This window comes from Kribbella solani (genome assembly GCF_014205295.1).
GTDB lineage: Bacteria > Actinomycetota > Actinomycetes > Propionibacteriales > Kribbellaceae > Kribbella > Kribbella solani.
The window spans coordinates 3,230,596-3,246,472 of sequence record NZ_JACHNF010000001.1 but is presented as its reverse complement, the minus strand read 5'-3'; the positions used below and the strand labels follow the sequence as shown (position 1 = coordinate 3,246,472).

General features: G+C 67.4%; 14 protein-coding genes. 10 read left to right on the top strand and 4 right to left on the bottom strand.

Annotation, left to right across the window (positions count from 1 at the left end; all coding sequences use genetic code 11):
- Positions 1-51 precede the first annotated feature (51 nt).
- Positions 52-651 (bottom strand): hypothetical protein, encoded by a 600-nt coding sequence (locus tag HDA44_RS14490; protein ID WP_184834644.1) that lies wholly within the window; start codon positions 649-651, stop codon positions 52-54.
- A gap of 152 nt (positions 652-803) precedes the next feature.
- Between HDA44_RS14490 and HDA44_RS14485 the strand changes: the two genes are divergently transcribed.
- Positions 804-1,805 carry an endonuclease/exonuclease/phosphatase family protein gene (locus HDA44_RS14485; protein ID WP_184834642.1) on the top strand — a complete coding sequence of 334 codons (1,002 nt, stop codon included), beginning with the start codon at positions 804-806 and terminating at the stop codon, positions 1,803-1,805.
- Here HDA44_RS14485 and HDA44_RS14480 read toward each other — a convergent pair.
- The 3 genes from HDA44_RS14480 to HDA44_RS14470 are packed head-to-tail and all read right to left on the bottom strand — an operon-like array spanning position 1,802 to position 4,051.
- On the bottom strand, positions 1,802-2,452 hold the full coding sequence (locus HDA44_RS14480; protein ID WP_184834640.1) for a response regulator: 651 nt from the start codon (positions 2,450-2,452) through the stop codon (positions 1,802-1,804). The two genes, HDA44_RS14485 and HDA44_RS14480, sit on opposite strands and share 4 nt — an antisense overlap.
- Positions 2,445-3,569 (bottom strand): histidine kinase, encoded by a 1,125-nt coding sequence (locus tag HDA44_RS14475; protein WP_202887362.1) that lies wholly within the window; start codon positions 3,567-3,569, stop codon positions 2,445-2,447. Before HDA44_RS14475 ends, HDA44_RS14480 begins: the two co-directional genes overlap by 8 nt.
- Positions 3,566-4,051, bottom strand: a complete 486-nt coding sequence (locus HDA44_RS14470) for a hypothetical protein (RefSeq protein ID WP_184834638.1) — start codon at positions 4,049-4,051, stop codon at positions 3,566-3,568. The genes HDA44_RS14475 and HDA44_RS14470 overlap by 4 nt, the downstream gene beginning before the upstream one ends.
- A gap of 155 nt (positions 4,052-4,206) precedes the next feature.
- On the opposite strand from HDA44_RS14470, the gene HDA44_RS14465 reads away from it, so the two are divergent.
- The 9 genes from HDA44_RS14465 (at position 4,207) to HDA44_RS14425 (ending at position 15,760) form a co-directional block, all read left to right on the top strand.
- A complete protein-coding gene (locus HDA44_RS14465; protein ID WP_184834636.1) occupies positions 4,207-5,886 on the top strand; it encodes a sodium:solute symporter family protein in 1,680 nt (559 codons plus the stop codon).
- A gap of 14 nt (positions 5,887-5,900) precedes the next feature.
- A complete protein-coding gene (locus HDA44_RS14460; RefSeq protein WP_184834634.1) occupies positions 5,901-6,149 on the top strand; it encodes a hypothetical protein in 249 nt (82 codons plus the stop codon).
- Between the two features lie 114 nt (positions 6,150-6,263).
- On the top strand, positions 6,264-7,031 hold the full coding sequence (locus HDA44_RS14455; RefSeq protein ID WP_184834632.1) for a phytanoyl-CoA dioxygenase family protein: 768 nt from the start codon (positions 6,264-6,266) through the stop codon (positions 7,029-7,031).
- Positions 7,028-7,969: a helix-turn-helix domain-containing protein gene (locus HDA44_RS14450; protein WP_184834630.1), complete on the top strand. Its 942-nt coding sequence runs from the start codon at positions 7,028-7,030 to the stop codon at positions 7,967-7,969. Before HDA44_RS14455 ends, HDA44_RS14450 begins: the two co-directional genes overlap by 4 nt.
- 161 nt (positions 7,970-8,130) lie before the next feature.
- The gene (gene leuS / locus HDA44_RS14445; RefSeq protein ID WP_337906000.1) at positions 8,131-10,611 is read left to right on the top strand and encodes a leucine--tRNA ligase; all 2,481 of its coding nucleotides are present in this window, start codon (positions 8,131-8,133) and stop codon (positions 10,609-10,611) included.
- Between the two features lie 21 nt (positions 10,612-10,632).
- Positions 10,633-11,052 carry a YjbQ family protein gene (locus HDA44_RS14440; RefSeq protein WP_184834628.1) on the top strand — a complete coding sequence of 140 codons (420 nt, stop codon included), beginning with the start codon at positions 10,633-10,635 and terminating at the stop codon, positions 11,050-11,052.
- A gap of 100 nt (positions 11,053-11,152) precedes the next feature.
- Complete coding sequence (locus HDA44_RS14435) at positions 11,153-11,347, top strand: hypothetical protein (RefSeq protein ID WP_184834626.1); 195 nt, start codon at positions 11,153-11,155, stop codon at positions 11,345-11,347.
- A 126-nt stretch (positions 11,348-11,473) separates the two neighbouring features.
- Complete coding sequence (locus HDA44_RS14430) at positions 11,474-14,059, top strand: helix-turn-helix domain-containing protein (protein ID WP_184834624.1); 2,586 nt, start codon at positions 11,474-11,476, stop codon at positions 14,057-14,059.
- An 858-nt stretch (positions 14,060-14,917) separates the two neighbouring features.
- The gene (locus HDA44_RS14425; RefSeq protein WP_184834622.1) at positions 14,918-15,760 is read left to right on the top strand and encodes a DegV family protein; all 843 of its coding nucleotides are present in this window, start codon (positions 14,918-14,920) and stop codon (positions 15,758-15,760) included.
- Positions 15,761-15,877 lie beyond the last annotated feature (117 nt).

Sequence of the window (15,877 nt, the reverse complement as noted above, 5' to 3'; positions counted from 1 at the left end):
CTCCCACCCTGTCCTCCGAATTCACCGCCCCACAGCAGCCGGCCCGGACAGTCAGGCGTGTACGCGCCCGCGGTTGGTGACCGGGATCTGTGGTGCTCGCTGGGCAATCGCGCTGGCCAGGGCGTCGTACGGAAGGGGCCGCCCGAGCACCTCATGTGTCCCGGGCCAAGGGCACGATGGCCCCCACGCTTTCGGGTTGAGTGGAAGCGCGTTCTCCTCGACCAGCATCACCACCAGCTGCGGCCGCCAGCTCTCCTCGCCCGTGTTGTCCACCTCCTGCCGCTCCACCCGGCACACCCCGCGCACGTCGCCCCACGGGATCACCCGCGCCGGCTCCCCACCGAACGAGATCCCCGCGTCATCAACGGTCAGGAGTACGTCCTCCGCATCCTCCTCGAGCGCGGTGATCGCCCCGACCAGCAGCAGTATCGGAAGACCCACGGCGAAGATCAGCGGCGTACCACCCCAGGCCAGCCAAACAGCCTCCAGCGGTGTACGAACCGACGCGCCGCGGATCTCCTGCACGACAACAATCGCGACCGTCAGCAAAACCATCAGCCCGAAGAGAGCCGTACCAAGGAACAATGCGGTTCGCGTACTACCCAGGCCGCGGCGTTTGACGACGAACGGCTCGGTGGTCACTGACGGCATAGGGGCATTGTGGTTGCTGTCACTCGAAGGCACCAGCGTTCTTGCGGATTCCTCATCATTCCGGTCCTGGCCAGTCGTCCGTACGGATGAAATCGCCGTACCTGACCGCGCATGGACTTTGGTGCGGCCCAGGTGTCCGCAACAATCGCTTCATGCCCGACCGCCAGACCGCAGTCGCCACCCGTCAGCCGTTGCCGCCGCGGACCACCGCGCGGCGGCGGAAGCGGGGTGGCATGTGGCGGCGTGGCTGGTTCATCGCGGTGCTGGCGGTGCTGTCCGCGATGGTGCTGATGTTCCACCGCAGCGTGCCGAACTCGGTGGGCAATCTGGGCAGCCTGCTCGACACCTTCCTGCCCTGGGTCGGCGTGGCCGTGCCGGTGCTCGGCGTGGCGGCGCTGGTACGGCGGTCCGCGACCGCGGGCGTCGCGCTGCTGCTCCCGACGCTCATCTGGGGGCTGATGTTCGGCCACCTGTTGCTGCCGGGCCGTGCTGCCGGCGGCGCGTACGACCTGCGCGTCCTGAGCCACAACGTGGATGCCGCCAACCCGGACCCGAAGCAGACGGCGCAGGAGTTGCTCGCCGCCGACGCGGACGTGGTGGCGCTGGAGGAGCTCACGCCGGCGGACCTGAAGATCTACAAGTCCGAGTTCGCCAAGACGTATCCGTACCAGGTGTCCCGGGACACGGTCGCGCTCTGGTCGAAGTTCCCGGTGGACGAGACGAAGTCGGTCGATGTCGGTTTCACCTGGACCCGCGCGCTGCGCGCCGACGTGGAGACGCCGAAGGGCACGGTCGCCGTGTACGTCGCGCACCTCGCGTCGGTCCGGGTCGGTACCAGCGGATTCACGTCCGATCAGCGCAACGAGACGATCAAGGCGCTCGGCCGGCAGATCGCTGCCGAGAAGGAGCAGCACGTGATCGTGATGGGTGACTTCAACGGCACGGTGAACGACCGCAGCCTGGCGCCGCTGACCTCGGGTCTGCGTTCGGCGCAGGGCGCGGCCGGTACCGGCTTCGGGTTCACCTGGCCGGCCGCGTTCCCGATGGCCCGCATCGACCACATCCTGGTCCGCGGTCTCACCCCGACCAAGGCCTGGGTGATGAGCTCCACCGGTAGTGACCACCGCCCGGTCATTGCCGAGCTGAGAGTTTAAAGGGCGTCTGACACGATCCCCTTCTGGTACGCGTAGCGGACTGCTTCCGCGCGGTGCCGGGCGCCGATTTTGGCGAAGGTGTTGTTGATGTGGGTTTTCACGGTCGCTTCGCTGATGAACAGTTGTTCGGCGATCTCCGGGTTGCTCAGGCCGCCGGCGATCAGGCGCAGCACTTCGGTCTCGCGGGCGGTCAGTCCGTCCGTACCGCGATCCGACGCATCGGGGGACAGGCCCGCGATCAGGCGCTTGGACACCTCGGGGTCGAACGTGGACTGGCCCGCGGCCGTGGAGCGGAGCGCGGCGCCGATCTCGGCGCGGCCGGCGTCCTTGGTCAGGTAGCCGCGCGCGCCGGCCCGGAGCGCGTTCGCGATCGACGCGTCATCGGCGTACGTGGTCAGCACCAGCACCGCCACTTCCGGATAATCGGCGGCGATCCGCGCGGTAGCCTGCGTACCGTCCAGCACGGGCATCCGGAGATCCATCAGCACGACATCCACGTTGCCCTTGGCAACCAGGTCGATCGCCTCGACGCCGTTGGCGGCCGCGCCCGTGACCTCGACGCCGTCGATCAGCCCGAGCAGCGCGACCAGCCCTTCGCGTACGACCTGCTGATCGTCCGCGACGACCACTCTGATTCCGTCACTCATCAGGCACCTCCGCGACCACCAGCCAGTCATCCCCGTCCGGACCTGCTGTCAGCGTGCCACCGATCAGGGCCAGCCGTTCCCGCATCCCTGCCAGGCCGAACCCCTCGCCGTTCGTCGGGCCCTTGTTGCGTACTGACAGCCTTACGCCATCCAGCTCAACCGCTACGGGCTGTCCAGGCGCGTGCTTGGCCGCATTGGTCAGTGCCTCGCGTGCGGCGTTGAGCAGCGCAACGGTCGCACCTGAGTCGAGCTGCTTGACCGCACCGGTGTTGGTGAAGTGGACAGCGGTGCCATGGTCCTTCTCATGCTGCTCAGCCAGTGCAGCGATCGCCTGGGGCAGTTCCGGTACTGCATCTGCCCGTAGCGCAGCCACTGCGTTGCGAGCCTCAGTCAGTCCTTGTACGGCGAGCCGGCGCGACCGTCGGACCCGGTCGAGCGCACCGGCCGTGTCACCACGCTCCTCCAGTAACGCCTCAGCAACTTCGAGCTGGACGCTCAGTGCGCCCAATGAGTGTGCCAGTACGTCATGCAGGTCCCGTGCGATTCGCCCGCGTTCTTCCAGTGTTGCCGCACGGGCATGCTCGCTCTGCGCCAAGCGCGTCTGCTCCAGCAACTGTTCTGTCTGGCGTGCCTGCACCTCGTACTGGCGCCTGTTCAGTCCGAACGCGATCAGTACGGCGGTCCAGAGCAGTTGGGTGAAGAACCAGCTGTCCGACTTGTCGAACCACCAGGCGGACACTACGTACGCCGCGGTGACGCAGACGCCTGCGGCAATGATCGGTCGGTTGCCGTGCCGCGGGAACTGCAGTACGGCGATGTCAGTGATCGATACCAGGACCAGTACGAGTGAGTTGGAGGAATCCACTCCACTGATCAGCCCGTTGGCCACTGCAACGACAGTGAGCAGTACGAAGGCCGTGTACGGGCGTGACGTCATCAGGAGCGTGCCGATGATGAAAACGACCAGTCCGGCACCTAGTACCAGCCAGACCCAGTGCGATGCCGGGTCCGGTCGCGCAGTGGCGAGTACGGCGATCGCCACGCCAGTAGTCAGTACACGGCCGACCCAGCCGCTCTCTCCGTGCGGACGGGTCGGCAGTAGCGCCTTGAGACTCACTGCGGCGTGTACTCCTCGACTGTGTGCGTGGCCTTGCTCTGGATGACCAGGGACTGTGTCAACAGGTTCGCACCGATGGAGACCATCAGCGCGCCGCCGGTGGTGACAGAAGCCCCGAGCAGGTGGCCGACGCCTGCCAGACCGAGCCGGACGACCAGGTAGGCCACCATGATGCCCAGTCCGGGGATTCCAAGCCGGTAGAACACCTTCCCGGCGCGCCGCTCTACCTGCGCGACCCGGCCGGTCGCCACGCCCGCTACCAGTGCGACGACCGCACCGACCACGAGCAGGGTGATCTCGGCGCCGCCGAGACCCAGGTGCCGGTCGTACAACTGGTAGATGCCGATACCGATCACGATCACCGGACCGCGCCAGACGTCGGCGTCGGAGTTCTCCAGCTCGGTCCAGGACAGTCGGCGAACCAGTACGGCGATCACGATGGCGATCACGACAAGTGCGTTCGGCACGGTTCCGAGGCTCATGTCACGGACGGTAGGTCCGGCGGGCTGCCGGCGAGGACCGACCAGGGGTGGAGATCCGGGTGGAGACCCGGCCTGTGCGCCAATGGTTGAAAAGGAGAGTAACGTTCCTCACCGGTAACACCACGAAGGGTCACATCGACGGATCCGGAGGGCCGATGCTTCCGCAACAATCCATCCTCAGACTGGATGCCACCGCGATCGACTACCTCATCATCGCGCTGTACTTCGTCTTCGTCCTCGGGATCGGCTACCTGGCCAGACGCGCGGTGTCGAACAGCCTCGACTTCTTCCTGTCCGGCCGGTCGCTGCCGGCCTGGGTGACCGGCCTGGCGTTCATCTCGGCGAACCTCGGCGCGATCGAGATCATGGGCATGTCCGCCAACGGCGCCCAGTACGGCCTGCCGACCGTGCACTACTTCTGGGTCGGCGCGATCCCGGCGATGCTGTTCCTCGGTGTCGTGATGATGCCGTTCTACTACGGTTCGAAGGTCCGCAGCGTGCCGGAGTTCATGCTCCGCCGGTTCGGCAAACCCGCGCATCTGGTCAACGCGGTCAGCTTCGCGCTGGCGCAGGTGCTGATCGCGGGCGTGAACCTGTTCCTGCTGGCGACCATCGTGAACGTACTGCTCGGCTGGCCGATCTGGGTATCGGTCGTCGTCGCCGCGCTGATCGTGCTCAGCTACATCACCCTCGGCGGGCTGTCGGCGGCCATCTACAACGAGGTGCTGCAGTTCTTCGTGATCGTCGCCGCCCTGCTGCCGCTGACCCTGGTCGGCCTGCACAAGGTCGGCGGCTGGCAGGGCCTGGTGGACAAGGTGAGCGCGTCACCCGGCGGCAGCGACCAGATGTCGGCGTGGCCGGGCAACGCGCTGAGTGGCTTCCACAACAGCTTCCTGTCGGTGATCGGCATCGTCTTCGGCCTCGGCTTCGTCCTCTCGTTCGGCTACTGGACGACGAACTTCGTCGAGGTGCAGCGCGCGATGGCCTCGAAGAACATGTCCGCGGCCCGCCGTACGCCGATCATCGGCTCGTTCCCGAAGATGTTCATCCCGTTCATCGTGATCATCCCCGGCATGATCGCGGCCGTGGTCACGCCCGAACTGGCCCAGTTCAAGGCGAACGGTGGCGGCGAGGTCGACTACAACGACGCGATCCTGCTGCTGATGCGCGACCTGCTGCCGAACGGCATGCTCGGCCTGGCCATCACCGGTCTGCTGGCGTCGTTCATGGCCGGGATGGCGGCGAACCTGAGCTCGTTCAACACGGTGATGTCGTACGACATCATCGAGCGATATCTGATCAAGGACCGGCCGGACGACTTCTACTTGCGTACGGGCCGGTGGGTGACCGTCGGCGGGACGCTGATCGCGATCGGTACGGCCGCGATCGCCTCCGGCTACAGCAATCTGATGGACTACCTGCAGCAGCTGTTCTCGTTCTTCAACGCACCGCTGTTCGCGACGTTCATCCTCGGTATGTTCTGGAAGCGGATGACCGCGACGGCCGGCTGGATCGGCCTGGTCAGCGGTACGGCGACCGCGATCACCGTCTTCGTGCTCTCGAAGAACGGCGTGATCAACCTGCCGGGTCAGGGTTCCAGCTTCGTCGGCGCCGGCGCGGCGTTCGCGGTCGACATCGTGATCAGCGTGCTGGTCAGCCTGGTGACGACGCCGAAACGGGACACCGAGCTGGTCGGCCTGGTGTACTCGCTGACGCCGAAGGAACAGCGCATCGAGGTGGCGGTCGCCGGTGACGGTGGCTGGTACCGCAAGCCGGTGCTGCTGGCCGGGATCTCCCTGGCCCTCACCGTCGTCCTGAACTTCGTCTTCGGCTGACCGGGAGAACCGTCATGGCAGAGAACAAGAAGGCCGGAGCGTTCGACATCCGGATCGTGATCGCGGCCCTGGTCGGGATCTACGGCGTGGTGCTGACGGTGCTCGGCATCGTCGAGAAACAGCCCGAGATCGACAAGGCCGCCGGAATCAACATCAACCTCTGGGGCGGCCTGGCGATGCTGGTGTTCGCCGCCCTCTTCATCCTCTGGGCCCGCCTGCGCCCGATCGTCGTACCCACCGAAGACGAAACGATCGACCAGTAACCTTGCGCGGCGCAGCTACATGTCCGTTTGACGAACATCGGCGTCCGGCCGGGTCCTCCCGGGCGGACGCCGGCGTTCGTAGGCTCGAAGTACCCGATCAGGAGGTACTCCGAGATGACGATCACATCCGAGCGGCCCGAGCTGTCGTCGCTCGCTCAGCAGTACGCGGCCGACGGTTTCGTGCTGGTGAAAGGCCTGCTCAGCAAGGAAGAAGCCGGGTACTACCGGCAGCGCGGCCACGACCTGCTGGCGCGTCTGAACCGTGGCGACGACCCCACCTGGGGAGCTGCCCGCGACATGGCGGACGCACCCACCAAGCTGCAGCACCTGCACGACGCGCAGTTCTATGACGCCGAGTTCTCGAAGCTGCTGGTGGACCCGCGGTTCACCGACGTGGCCGCCGCGGTGATGGGTGTGGAAGACGTCCAGCTGCATCACACCAAGCTGTTCGTCAAGCCGCCGGAGAACGGTTCGCCGTTCCCGCTGCACCAGGACCACCCCTTCTTCCCGCACACGTACCACCGGGTCGGCGCGGCGATCTTCCACTTCGACGACGCACCGGTGGAGAAGGGTTGCGTACGGATCATTCCGGGCAGCCACAAGGACGGACCGCGTGAGCACAGCCCGGAGGGGTCGTACCACCTGACCGAGCCGGGGTTCGACGCGGCGACGCCGCAGCCGGCGGAGGCGGGCGACGTCCTGTTCTTCACGTACCTGACCGTGCACGGCTCCGGTGTGAACACCAGCAACGAGCCACGGACGACCTGGCTGATCCAGTACCGCGACCCGTCCGACCCGCCGACCGTGAAGACCCACGACTGGTCGCTCGGCCAGGGCATGATGCTGCGAGGAGTCGACCCGACCGGCAGGAGCGCTGTTTGACCCTCTCCGACGTTGGGGATGCGGACCGGTTCGTCGACCTCGCTGGACTGTTGGAGTCCTGCGAGGTCGACGGCTTCCACGCGGACTTCCTCAGCTGGGGCCACTACCAGCCGGAGTACTGGCGCAACTACTGGCACACACACTCGTTCCACGAGGTCTGCCTGGCGTACTCCGGGGAGGGCCGCTTCAACAACGGCTCTGTGCAGTACGACGTGCTACCTGGCTCGGTGTTTCTTGCACGCCCCGGAGATGTGCACGAAATCGAGTCGTCACGCACTGCGCCACTGGGAATCGCCTTCTGGGGCTTCACCTTCCGCCCAGTCGATTCCGGCGCCCGCCGTCCTGATGGCGACAGGCACGCGGCCTCCGCTCGGCCCGACGCCTCCGGATGGTCGTCAGGGTTGACTCGGCCCGACGGCCCGGTCATGGCGACTCGGACCGGCTCCTTGCCCTCCCTGATCACCGCACTCGCCACCGAGGCGGCCGCGCCGGTTTCCGGCTACAGCACCGTGCTGAGCGGCCTGGGCGCCGCTCTGGTGCTGGAGACGGCCAGGGCGTTCGCACTGGACGAGGACCTAGCTGTCGAACCAGTGCGCCGTGACAGAGGCTTGCTGGTAGTAGAAGCGATGCAGCGGCACCTACGTGACAACCTGTCTCGTCCCATCACGGTCCGCGACGTAGCAGCCGTCGTGCACCTCTCTGAACGTCATGCGGAGCGGGTGTTCACCCAGCAGACCGGTGCGTCGATCATGTCCACACTGCGCCGGCTACGGCTCGAGCTGGCCGCGCAGCTCTTACTGGACCACTCCTTGTCGGTTACGGCGGTTGCACGGGCATGCGGGTACTCGGACGTACGCCCCTTCTCCACCGCGTTCAAACGGCACTACGGGCGTACGCCGGGCGACCACCGCCGCACCGGCGGAACCGAGTTCCTCTAGTGCTATCCTGACCGCATGCGAGTGAGCCTGCTCCTTACGTAGCCGTACTGGCTTCCAGGCGCATCTGAAGCGCCGGTCGGTACGGCACCCCCTCCTGTGTGAGGGGATTTTTTGTTTCTGGCAGATTTAGGCTCAACACAGACACGAGCGGGAGTAGGACCGTGAGCGAGCAGGTGGACGACACTCCGATTGACCGGGGTGGGTACGACTTCAATACCATGCAGGCCAAGTGGCGCCCGGTGTGGGAGAAGCTGGACCCGTTCAAGGCGAAGGACGACGGCTCGGCGGAGCGTCGCTACGCGCTCACGATGTTCTCGTACCCGTCCGGTGACCTGCACATGGGCCACGGCGAGGTGTTCGCGCTGCACGACGTGCTGGCCCGCTACTGGTTCCAGCAGGGCTACGACGTACTGAACCCGATCGGCTGGGACTCGTTCGGCCTGCCCGCTGAGAACGCCGCCATCAAGCGGAACGAGCACCCGGCGACGTACACGTACGCCAACATCGAGACGCAGGCGGAGTCGATCCGCCGGTACGCGCTGAGCTTCGACTGGTCCCGCCGGCTGCACACGTCCGACCCGGAGTACTACCGGTGGACGCAGTGGCTGTTCCTGCGCTTCTACGAGCGCGGCCTGGCGTACCGGAAGGCGTCGTACGTCAACTGGTGCCCGAACGACCAGACCGTGCTGGCCAACGAGCAGGTCGTCCAGGGGCGTTGTGAGCGTTGTGGCTGGGAGGTCACGAAGCGCGAGCTGACCCAGTGGTACTTCAAGACCACTGAGTACGCCCAGCGGCTGCTGGACGACATGCAGCTGCTGCAGTGGCCGGAAGAGATCCTGCTGATGCAGCGGAACTGGATCGGCCGGTCCGAGGGCGCCTTCACGAACTTCCAGGTCGAGGGCCGCGACGAGCCGATCAAGGTGTTCACCACCCGGCCGGACACGCTGTTCGGTGCCACCTTCATGGTGGTCGCCCCGGACGCGAAGCTGGCCGCCGAGCTGGTCACGCCGGAGCAGCAGACCGCCTTCGACGAGTACCTGACGAAGGTCAAGGCGACCACCGAGATCGAGCGGCAGAGCACCGAGCGCGAGAAGACCGGTGTCTTCCTGGGCTCGTACGCGATCAACCCGGTGACCGGTACCCGGATCCCGATCTGGGCGGCCGACTACGTGCTGGCCGACTACGGCACCGGCGCGATCATGGCGGTTCCCGGTCAGGACACCCGGGACTGGGAGTTCGCCGAGAAGTTCGAACTACCGATCGTCCGTACCGTGCAGCCGACGCCGGACTTCGACGGCAAGGCTTTCACCGGTGACGGCCCGGCGATCAACAGCGCGAACGACGAGATCAGCCTGGACGGGCTGGAGGTCGCCGAGGCCAAGTCGCGGATCATCGACTGGCTGGAGAGCAAGGGCCTGGGCGAGCGGACGATCAACTACCGGCTGCGCGACTGGCTGCTGAGCCGCCAGCGCTACTGGGGCTGCCCGATCCCGATCATCCACTGCCCGTCCTGCGGCGAGGTCCCGGTGCCGGACGACCAGCTGCCGATGGAGCTGCCGGACCTGCGCGGCGCGGACCTGCAGCCGAAGGGCGTGTCTCCGCTGGCGGCGGCCCGCGACTGGGTAGAGGTGGCCTGCCCGAAGTGCGGTGGCGCGGCCGAGCGCGACACCGACACGATGGACACATTCGTCGACTCGTCCTGGTACTTCCTGCGTTACCTGTCGCCGGAGTACACCGACGGACCGTTCGACCAGGGCATGGCCGACCGGTGGATGTCGGTGTACCAGTACGTCGGTGGCAAGGAGCACGCCGTACTGCATCTCCTGTACTCGCGGTTCTTCGTCAAGGCGCTGTACGACATGGGCCTGCTGAAGGTGGTCGAGCCGTTCACCCGGCTGCTGAACCAGGGCCAGGTCATCAACCAGGGCAAGTCGATGAGCAAGTCCCTGGGCAACGGCGTGAACCTGGGCGACATGATCGACGAGTACGGCGTGGACGCGGTCCGGTTGACGATGGTGTTCGCCGGTCCGCCGGCCGACGACATCGACTGGGCGGACATGTCGCCGGGCGGTTCGCTGAAGTTCCTGCAGCGCGCCTGGCGGCTGGCGGGCGCGGTCGAGGCGCCGGTCGGTACCGACCCGTCGACCGGTGATCTGGAGCTGCGGAAGCTGACCCACCGGACGGTGTCCGACGCGGCCGAGCTGATCGACTCGCACCGGTTCAACGTGATGGTCGCCCGGATCATGGAGCTGGTGAACGCCACCCGGAAGACGATCGACAGCGGACCCGGTGCGGCCGACCCGGCCGTCCGCGAGGCCGCCGAGGCAGTGGCGATCCTGCTGAGCCTGGTCGCGCCATACACGGCCGAGGAGATGTGGGAGGAGCTGGGGCACGAGCCGACCGTCGCCAAGGCGGGCTGGCCGGCGGTCGACCCGGCGCTGCTGGTGGAGGACACCGTGACCTGCGTGGTCCAGGTGGCCGGCAAGGTGAAGGACCGGCTGGAGGTCGCGCCGGACATCACCGACACCGAGCTGGAGCAGCTGGCGCTGGCGTCGGAGGCGATCCAGAAGGCGCTGGACGGCCGCGGTACCCGCAAGGTCATCGTCAGGGCGCCGAAGCTGGTGAACATCGTTCCGGCCTGACCCGGAAGCTACGCTGCAGAGATGCGTTCCGAGCTGATCGACGTCGAGACCGGTGGTTCCGAGGTCGTTGTCGACCTGACCAGCAGGTGTGAGCGGTTCGTCGCCGCTGAGGCCCACCAGGCCCAGGGCGACGGGCTGCTGCACGTCTTCGTGCCCCACGCGACCGCCGGGATCGCGATCCTGGAGACCGGAGCCGGCAGCGACACCGACCTGCTGGCGGCGCTGGAGCAGTTGCTGCCGCGCGACTTCGGCTGGCAGCACCGGCACGGTACGCCGGGGCACGGCCGCGATCACGTCCTGCCCGCGCTGGTTCCGCCGTACGCGAGCATCCCGGTGCTGGACGGCCGGATGATGCTCGGCACCTGGCAGGCGATCTGCCTGGTGGACACCAATGTGGACAATCCCCGGCGCCAGGTCCGGCTTTCCTGGCTGCCGGGTTAACGGACCACCGGGTAACTGGTCGAAAGGTATTTTGGTGACTTATCGTGATGTTGCCGGTCGCGTTACGTTCACGAAACACGATGCCGCTTGAATTGTCCGCATGGCAGCCCTGGACACCCTGCGCGACGTCACCACTGAGCTGCTGGTTCGCGCCACCCGGGGAATTTCGGCCGGCAGCCTGCTGAATGCCGACTCGGGCCGCGCCGACACCAGCGCGCGCCTGGACGATTGGGCCGGGGTGCTTTCTCTGTACCCGGCCGATAATGAATCTCCGTCAGCTCGCGCAACTGCTTGAAACACCTTTCCGCGGCCTATTCAGGTGCGGCGGCCCGCGGTTCCCGCGCCGGTCCGCCCCCGCGAAGACACGTCGGTCACGTTATGTTGTGACAGGAACGTGAGGCCTTCAGAGGGGTGACGGGCTGTGTCGGACGCGGATGGCCGGGCGGATGGGCGGCGGGGGTTCGCCGATCTGTTGCTCGACTTGAGGGTCCAGACCGGCCTCTCGCAGGAGGAGCTGGCGGACCGGGCCGGGCTGAGTGTGCGCTCGATCCGGGAGATGGAGGCCGGGCGGGTGGCTCGGCCGCGGAAGGAGTCCGTCCGGTTGCTGGCGGCCGCATTAGGCCTGCGGGACGGCGACACGGACCATTTCCTCGCTGCAGCCGGTCACGGCACTGTGCGTCCGGTCGTACGCCCCGTGTCGCCGCCTGTTGTTTCGGTCGCCGATGCGGCGCCGACCGGGCTGCGCTGGCGCGGTACGCGACCGATCCCGGACGGACTGGTCGGGCGCGAACAGGAGCTGTTCGAGCTCGAGGGACTGCTCCGGCAGAACCGGCTGGTCACGCTGGTCGGTCCAGGTGGAGTAGGCAAGACCGAACTGGCACTAGCCGCGGCTGACCGGTTCTCAGGCGCCGACACCACAGTTGTGGTTGTCGACCTCACCACTGTCCAGCGGGACGCCGCAGTACCGTCAGCCATCCTCGACGCCTTCGGGACTGCCCCTGGCACGTCTGACCTCGACGACGTACTGTCCGGTCGCCAGCCGGGCGATCTGGTCATTGTGGAAGACAACGCCGAGCACGTACTCGACGGGGTGGCCACAGTCGCCAACCGGATGGTCCGTAGCTTCCCGGGCGTTGGCGTACTGGTCACGTCCCGCATCCCGCTCGGTCTACCCGACGAAGTGGTGCGGCGGGTCCAGGTGCTCGGCGTACCCGGCAATGACGAGAACTTCGAGGACATCGCCGCTAGTCCAGCCGTGGAGATGTTCACACGGCGGGTCGCACGGGTCCGTCCTGGCTTCGTGCTGACTCCGGAGAACGCACCGACCGTGGCGAGGCTGTGCCGTCGCCTTGACGGCCTGCCGCTCGCGCTGGAGCTTGCTGCCGCGCGAGCTGGATCGCTGTCGGTCGAAACGATCCTCGCCGCGCTGGACGACCGGTTCCGGTTGCTGTCTGGTCCACGGCGTTTCGGTGCGCCGCATCAGCGCACGCTGGCGGACACGATCGCGTGGAGTGTGGACGCATTGTCCGATCCGGCGCGACAACTGCTCTACCGCGCTTCGGTGCTCGGGTCGCCCTTCACTCTCGAAGCGGTGGCCGGCGTGTGTACGGGTACGCCGATCGACGGGATCGACGTACCGATGCTGCTGTCCGAGCTGGTGGAGAAGTCACTGCTCCAGCCGGTACATGAGTTCGAGCAGTTGTACGGAGCGCGGTACAAGCTGCTGGAGACGATCAGGGAACACGCGTACGCCGGGCTGTCCTCGCAGGGGGACGACCGCACTGAGTTCAGGGACCGGGCGGTGGCGTGGTGCTCCACGTACGTGTCCGGGCTGGACGGGGCCTGGTCGGCACCGGACCGCGACCGGCGGTACCGGGCCGCGCATGCGAACTCCGCGCTGTTCGAGGTGGCGCTGGAGCGGTCGGCTGAGCAGGGGGAGTGGGACACCGCCGCGCGGATTGTGCTTGGGTTCCGGATCGCGTGGCAGTACCAGGCGAGTGTGGCCGAGAGCGGCATCCGGTGGGCGACGCTGTGCGCTGACAACGTGTCGGACAAGGAGACCAGCGGGCGACTGCTGGCGATCGCGGGACGGCTGTCCAGTCTGACCGGTGACATCCGTGGTGCTCGCCGGCACTACGAGGAAGCCCGGACCCGGATTCCTGGCGAGACCGAAATGGGTCTGGTCGCTCGTGGCGGTTGGGTGTCGTCCGGGTCGCATCTGCTCGATACACAGAGCCTGGCCGAGGTACCGGCGCTGGTGGACGACGCACGCAAGCATGGCGACGTACAGCGGTCTGCGACCGTACAGGCGACCTGTGGTCTCGCGCTGCTTCGGTGGGGTCGTCTGGTGGAGGCAAAGGAGCTCCTGCTCGCGTGGGAGGCCGCACTGGTCAATCCGGGCGTGTACGCCGACGAGATCGCGTACATGGCACTCAGCCGCGTCGACCTCGAACTAGGTGACGTAGACGGCGCCCGGCACTGGGCCGTGCTAGCGCGAGACAGCCAGGCATCGGACGATCCGGAGCGTACGAAGGTGGCCGGCTGCCTGGCGATGGTGGAGTTCCACGCCGGACAGTACGACGAGGCGCAGGCGCTGCTCGACCAGGCCGACGCGGACATTCGCGGGCATCGTGGGTACTTCGACTATCTCGTGATGCTGTACCGCTCCCGGCTCGCACGGGCAGCCGGTGAAACAGAGCAGGCGCGGATCGCCGTACGCGACGCGGTGAACCGCCTGCTGCTCGAAGGGCGGGTCGTCTACCTGCTGGAGGTACTGCCCGAGGCTGTCGCGGTGCTGCACGCACTGGGGCGTACTGAACCGGCGGACCGGCTGTGCGGGCAGCTGCTGGCGTGGCAGCGGACCATGGACCCGCCGATGCTGCCGACGGCCTGGGCAGTGCTGCAGGAGTCGTGCGAGCGCGCATCCATGGCTGATGGCTGGCCGGAGACGGATCCGGCGGCTGCCGTACAGCGGCTGGCGAACGACGTACTCGTCGCGCTTTCCTGACGCCGATCTCCCGAAGCTGCCGGGTAACTGCCGGTTGTTCTGCCTCGTCCTGACCTGGCTGCCGGACCAAGAATTACAGCCGTAGGGCAGGTTCCACGAAGCAGAGACCGACACCGGGCGGTACCGGCAGCGAAGGGGCGGTGGACCGTGAAGAGGCCATGGCACATCGCTGACCTGCCGACGAGCGCGGGGGAGGCGACGCGGAGGGCATCCGGCGGCTGGTTGGTGGGGGCGCCGAGCGGCTGCCGAGAGCTCCGGAGTGCTGCGGAGTGCGGATCTGTCCTGCCTGTACCGGACGCCGTGCGCCGTCAGGGCACCGCTTCCGGGGCGGGGTTCCAGCACCGGGTCAGGCACACGACACAGGGGACGAGTGTCACGACCCGGCCGGCGCGAGGACCGGTGGGTTTGGTCACCCACCGGCGGGCCGGCCGCTGGAACCTCCCGGGGACCTCGACGAGCTCGCGGTCAGGCCGGTCCCAAGCGGACCGGATTCGGGGAGTAGCTCGCCGAGGCCCCACCTACGTCAGCTGACAACCAGGGGGAGTCAGCCGAACCAGCCGGGCTACCGACGCACAGGGGACGCCGCTAGCCCGGCCCGAACCACCCAAGGCGAGGTGAAGGCCCCGGAGGGGTAGGCCTTCACCTCGCCACTACCTCACGCTCCACAACCCGCTCGGGCACCGCTCGGCCACGCACGCTTCACGAACCGCTCCTGCGACGCTGCTTCGCCACCTGCGGTCCGCCAGCCTCGCGCAGTCCGCGGCGTGGGCTGCGGCAGTCGCCGGGTCGTGGCAGCTCGCGAGCAGCGGCAGCTCCGACGCACAGACTGACCGCTAAACCGTCCGGTAACCTCGCATCATGTCCGGCAGCGTGCACGTCGTCACCGACTCCACGGCCGGCCTGTCCACGCACGAGGTACTCCGGCACCGCCTGACCGTCGTCCCACTCCAGGTCGTGATCGGCGGCACCTCGTACGACGACGGCGCCACCTCGGCCGACGCGGTCGCGGAAGCACTCAAGACCTTCACCCCGGTGTCGACCAGCCGCCCCGCGCCGCAGACGTTCGCCGACACGTACGCCACCTGCGCCGCCAACGGCGCCACCGCCGTGGTCTCCATCCACCTCTCCGGCGACATGTCCGGCACTTTCGAGGCCGCCATGATCGGCGCCAAGGATTCCCCGATCCCGGTCCGCGTCGTCGACTCCCGCTCGCTCGGCATGGGCCTTGGCTTCCCGGTCCTGGCCGCGGCAGCCGCGGCCGCCGCCGGCGCCGACGCCGAAACCGTCGAGGCCGCCGCCCGCGCCCGAATGAAAACCGTCTCGACGTACTTCTACGTAGACACCCTCGAGTACCTCCGCCGAGGCGGCCGCATCGGCGCCGCCCAGGCCCTCTTCGGCACCGCCTTAGCCGTCAAGCCCCTCCTGACCATCAACGGCGGCCGCATCGTCCCGCTGGAAAAGGTCCGCACCTCCAGCCGAGCCATCGCCCGCCTCGCCGACATCACCGTCCAACGCGCCGGCGACACCCCCGGACAACTGGCCGTCCACCACCTCTCCAACCTGGAAAAGGCCCAAACCCTCGCCGACAACCTCGCCACCCGCCTCCCCAAAGCCGACGAAATAGCCGTCCGCGAAGTAGGAGCCGTAATAGGCGCCCACGTAGGCCCCGGCCTCCTAGCCGTCGTAATCAGCCCCCACTAACCCTCACCAGCTCAACCCGCACCACCGGGCCCGCACCTGCGCCTGCACTCGCCTGCGCGCGCCCGCCCGGCCTCCTGCGGTCCGCGAGGTTTTCCACAGCCGACAACTTACGAGTCA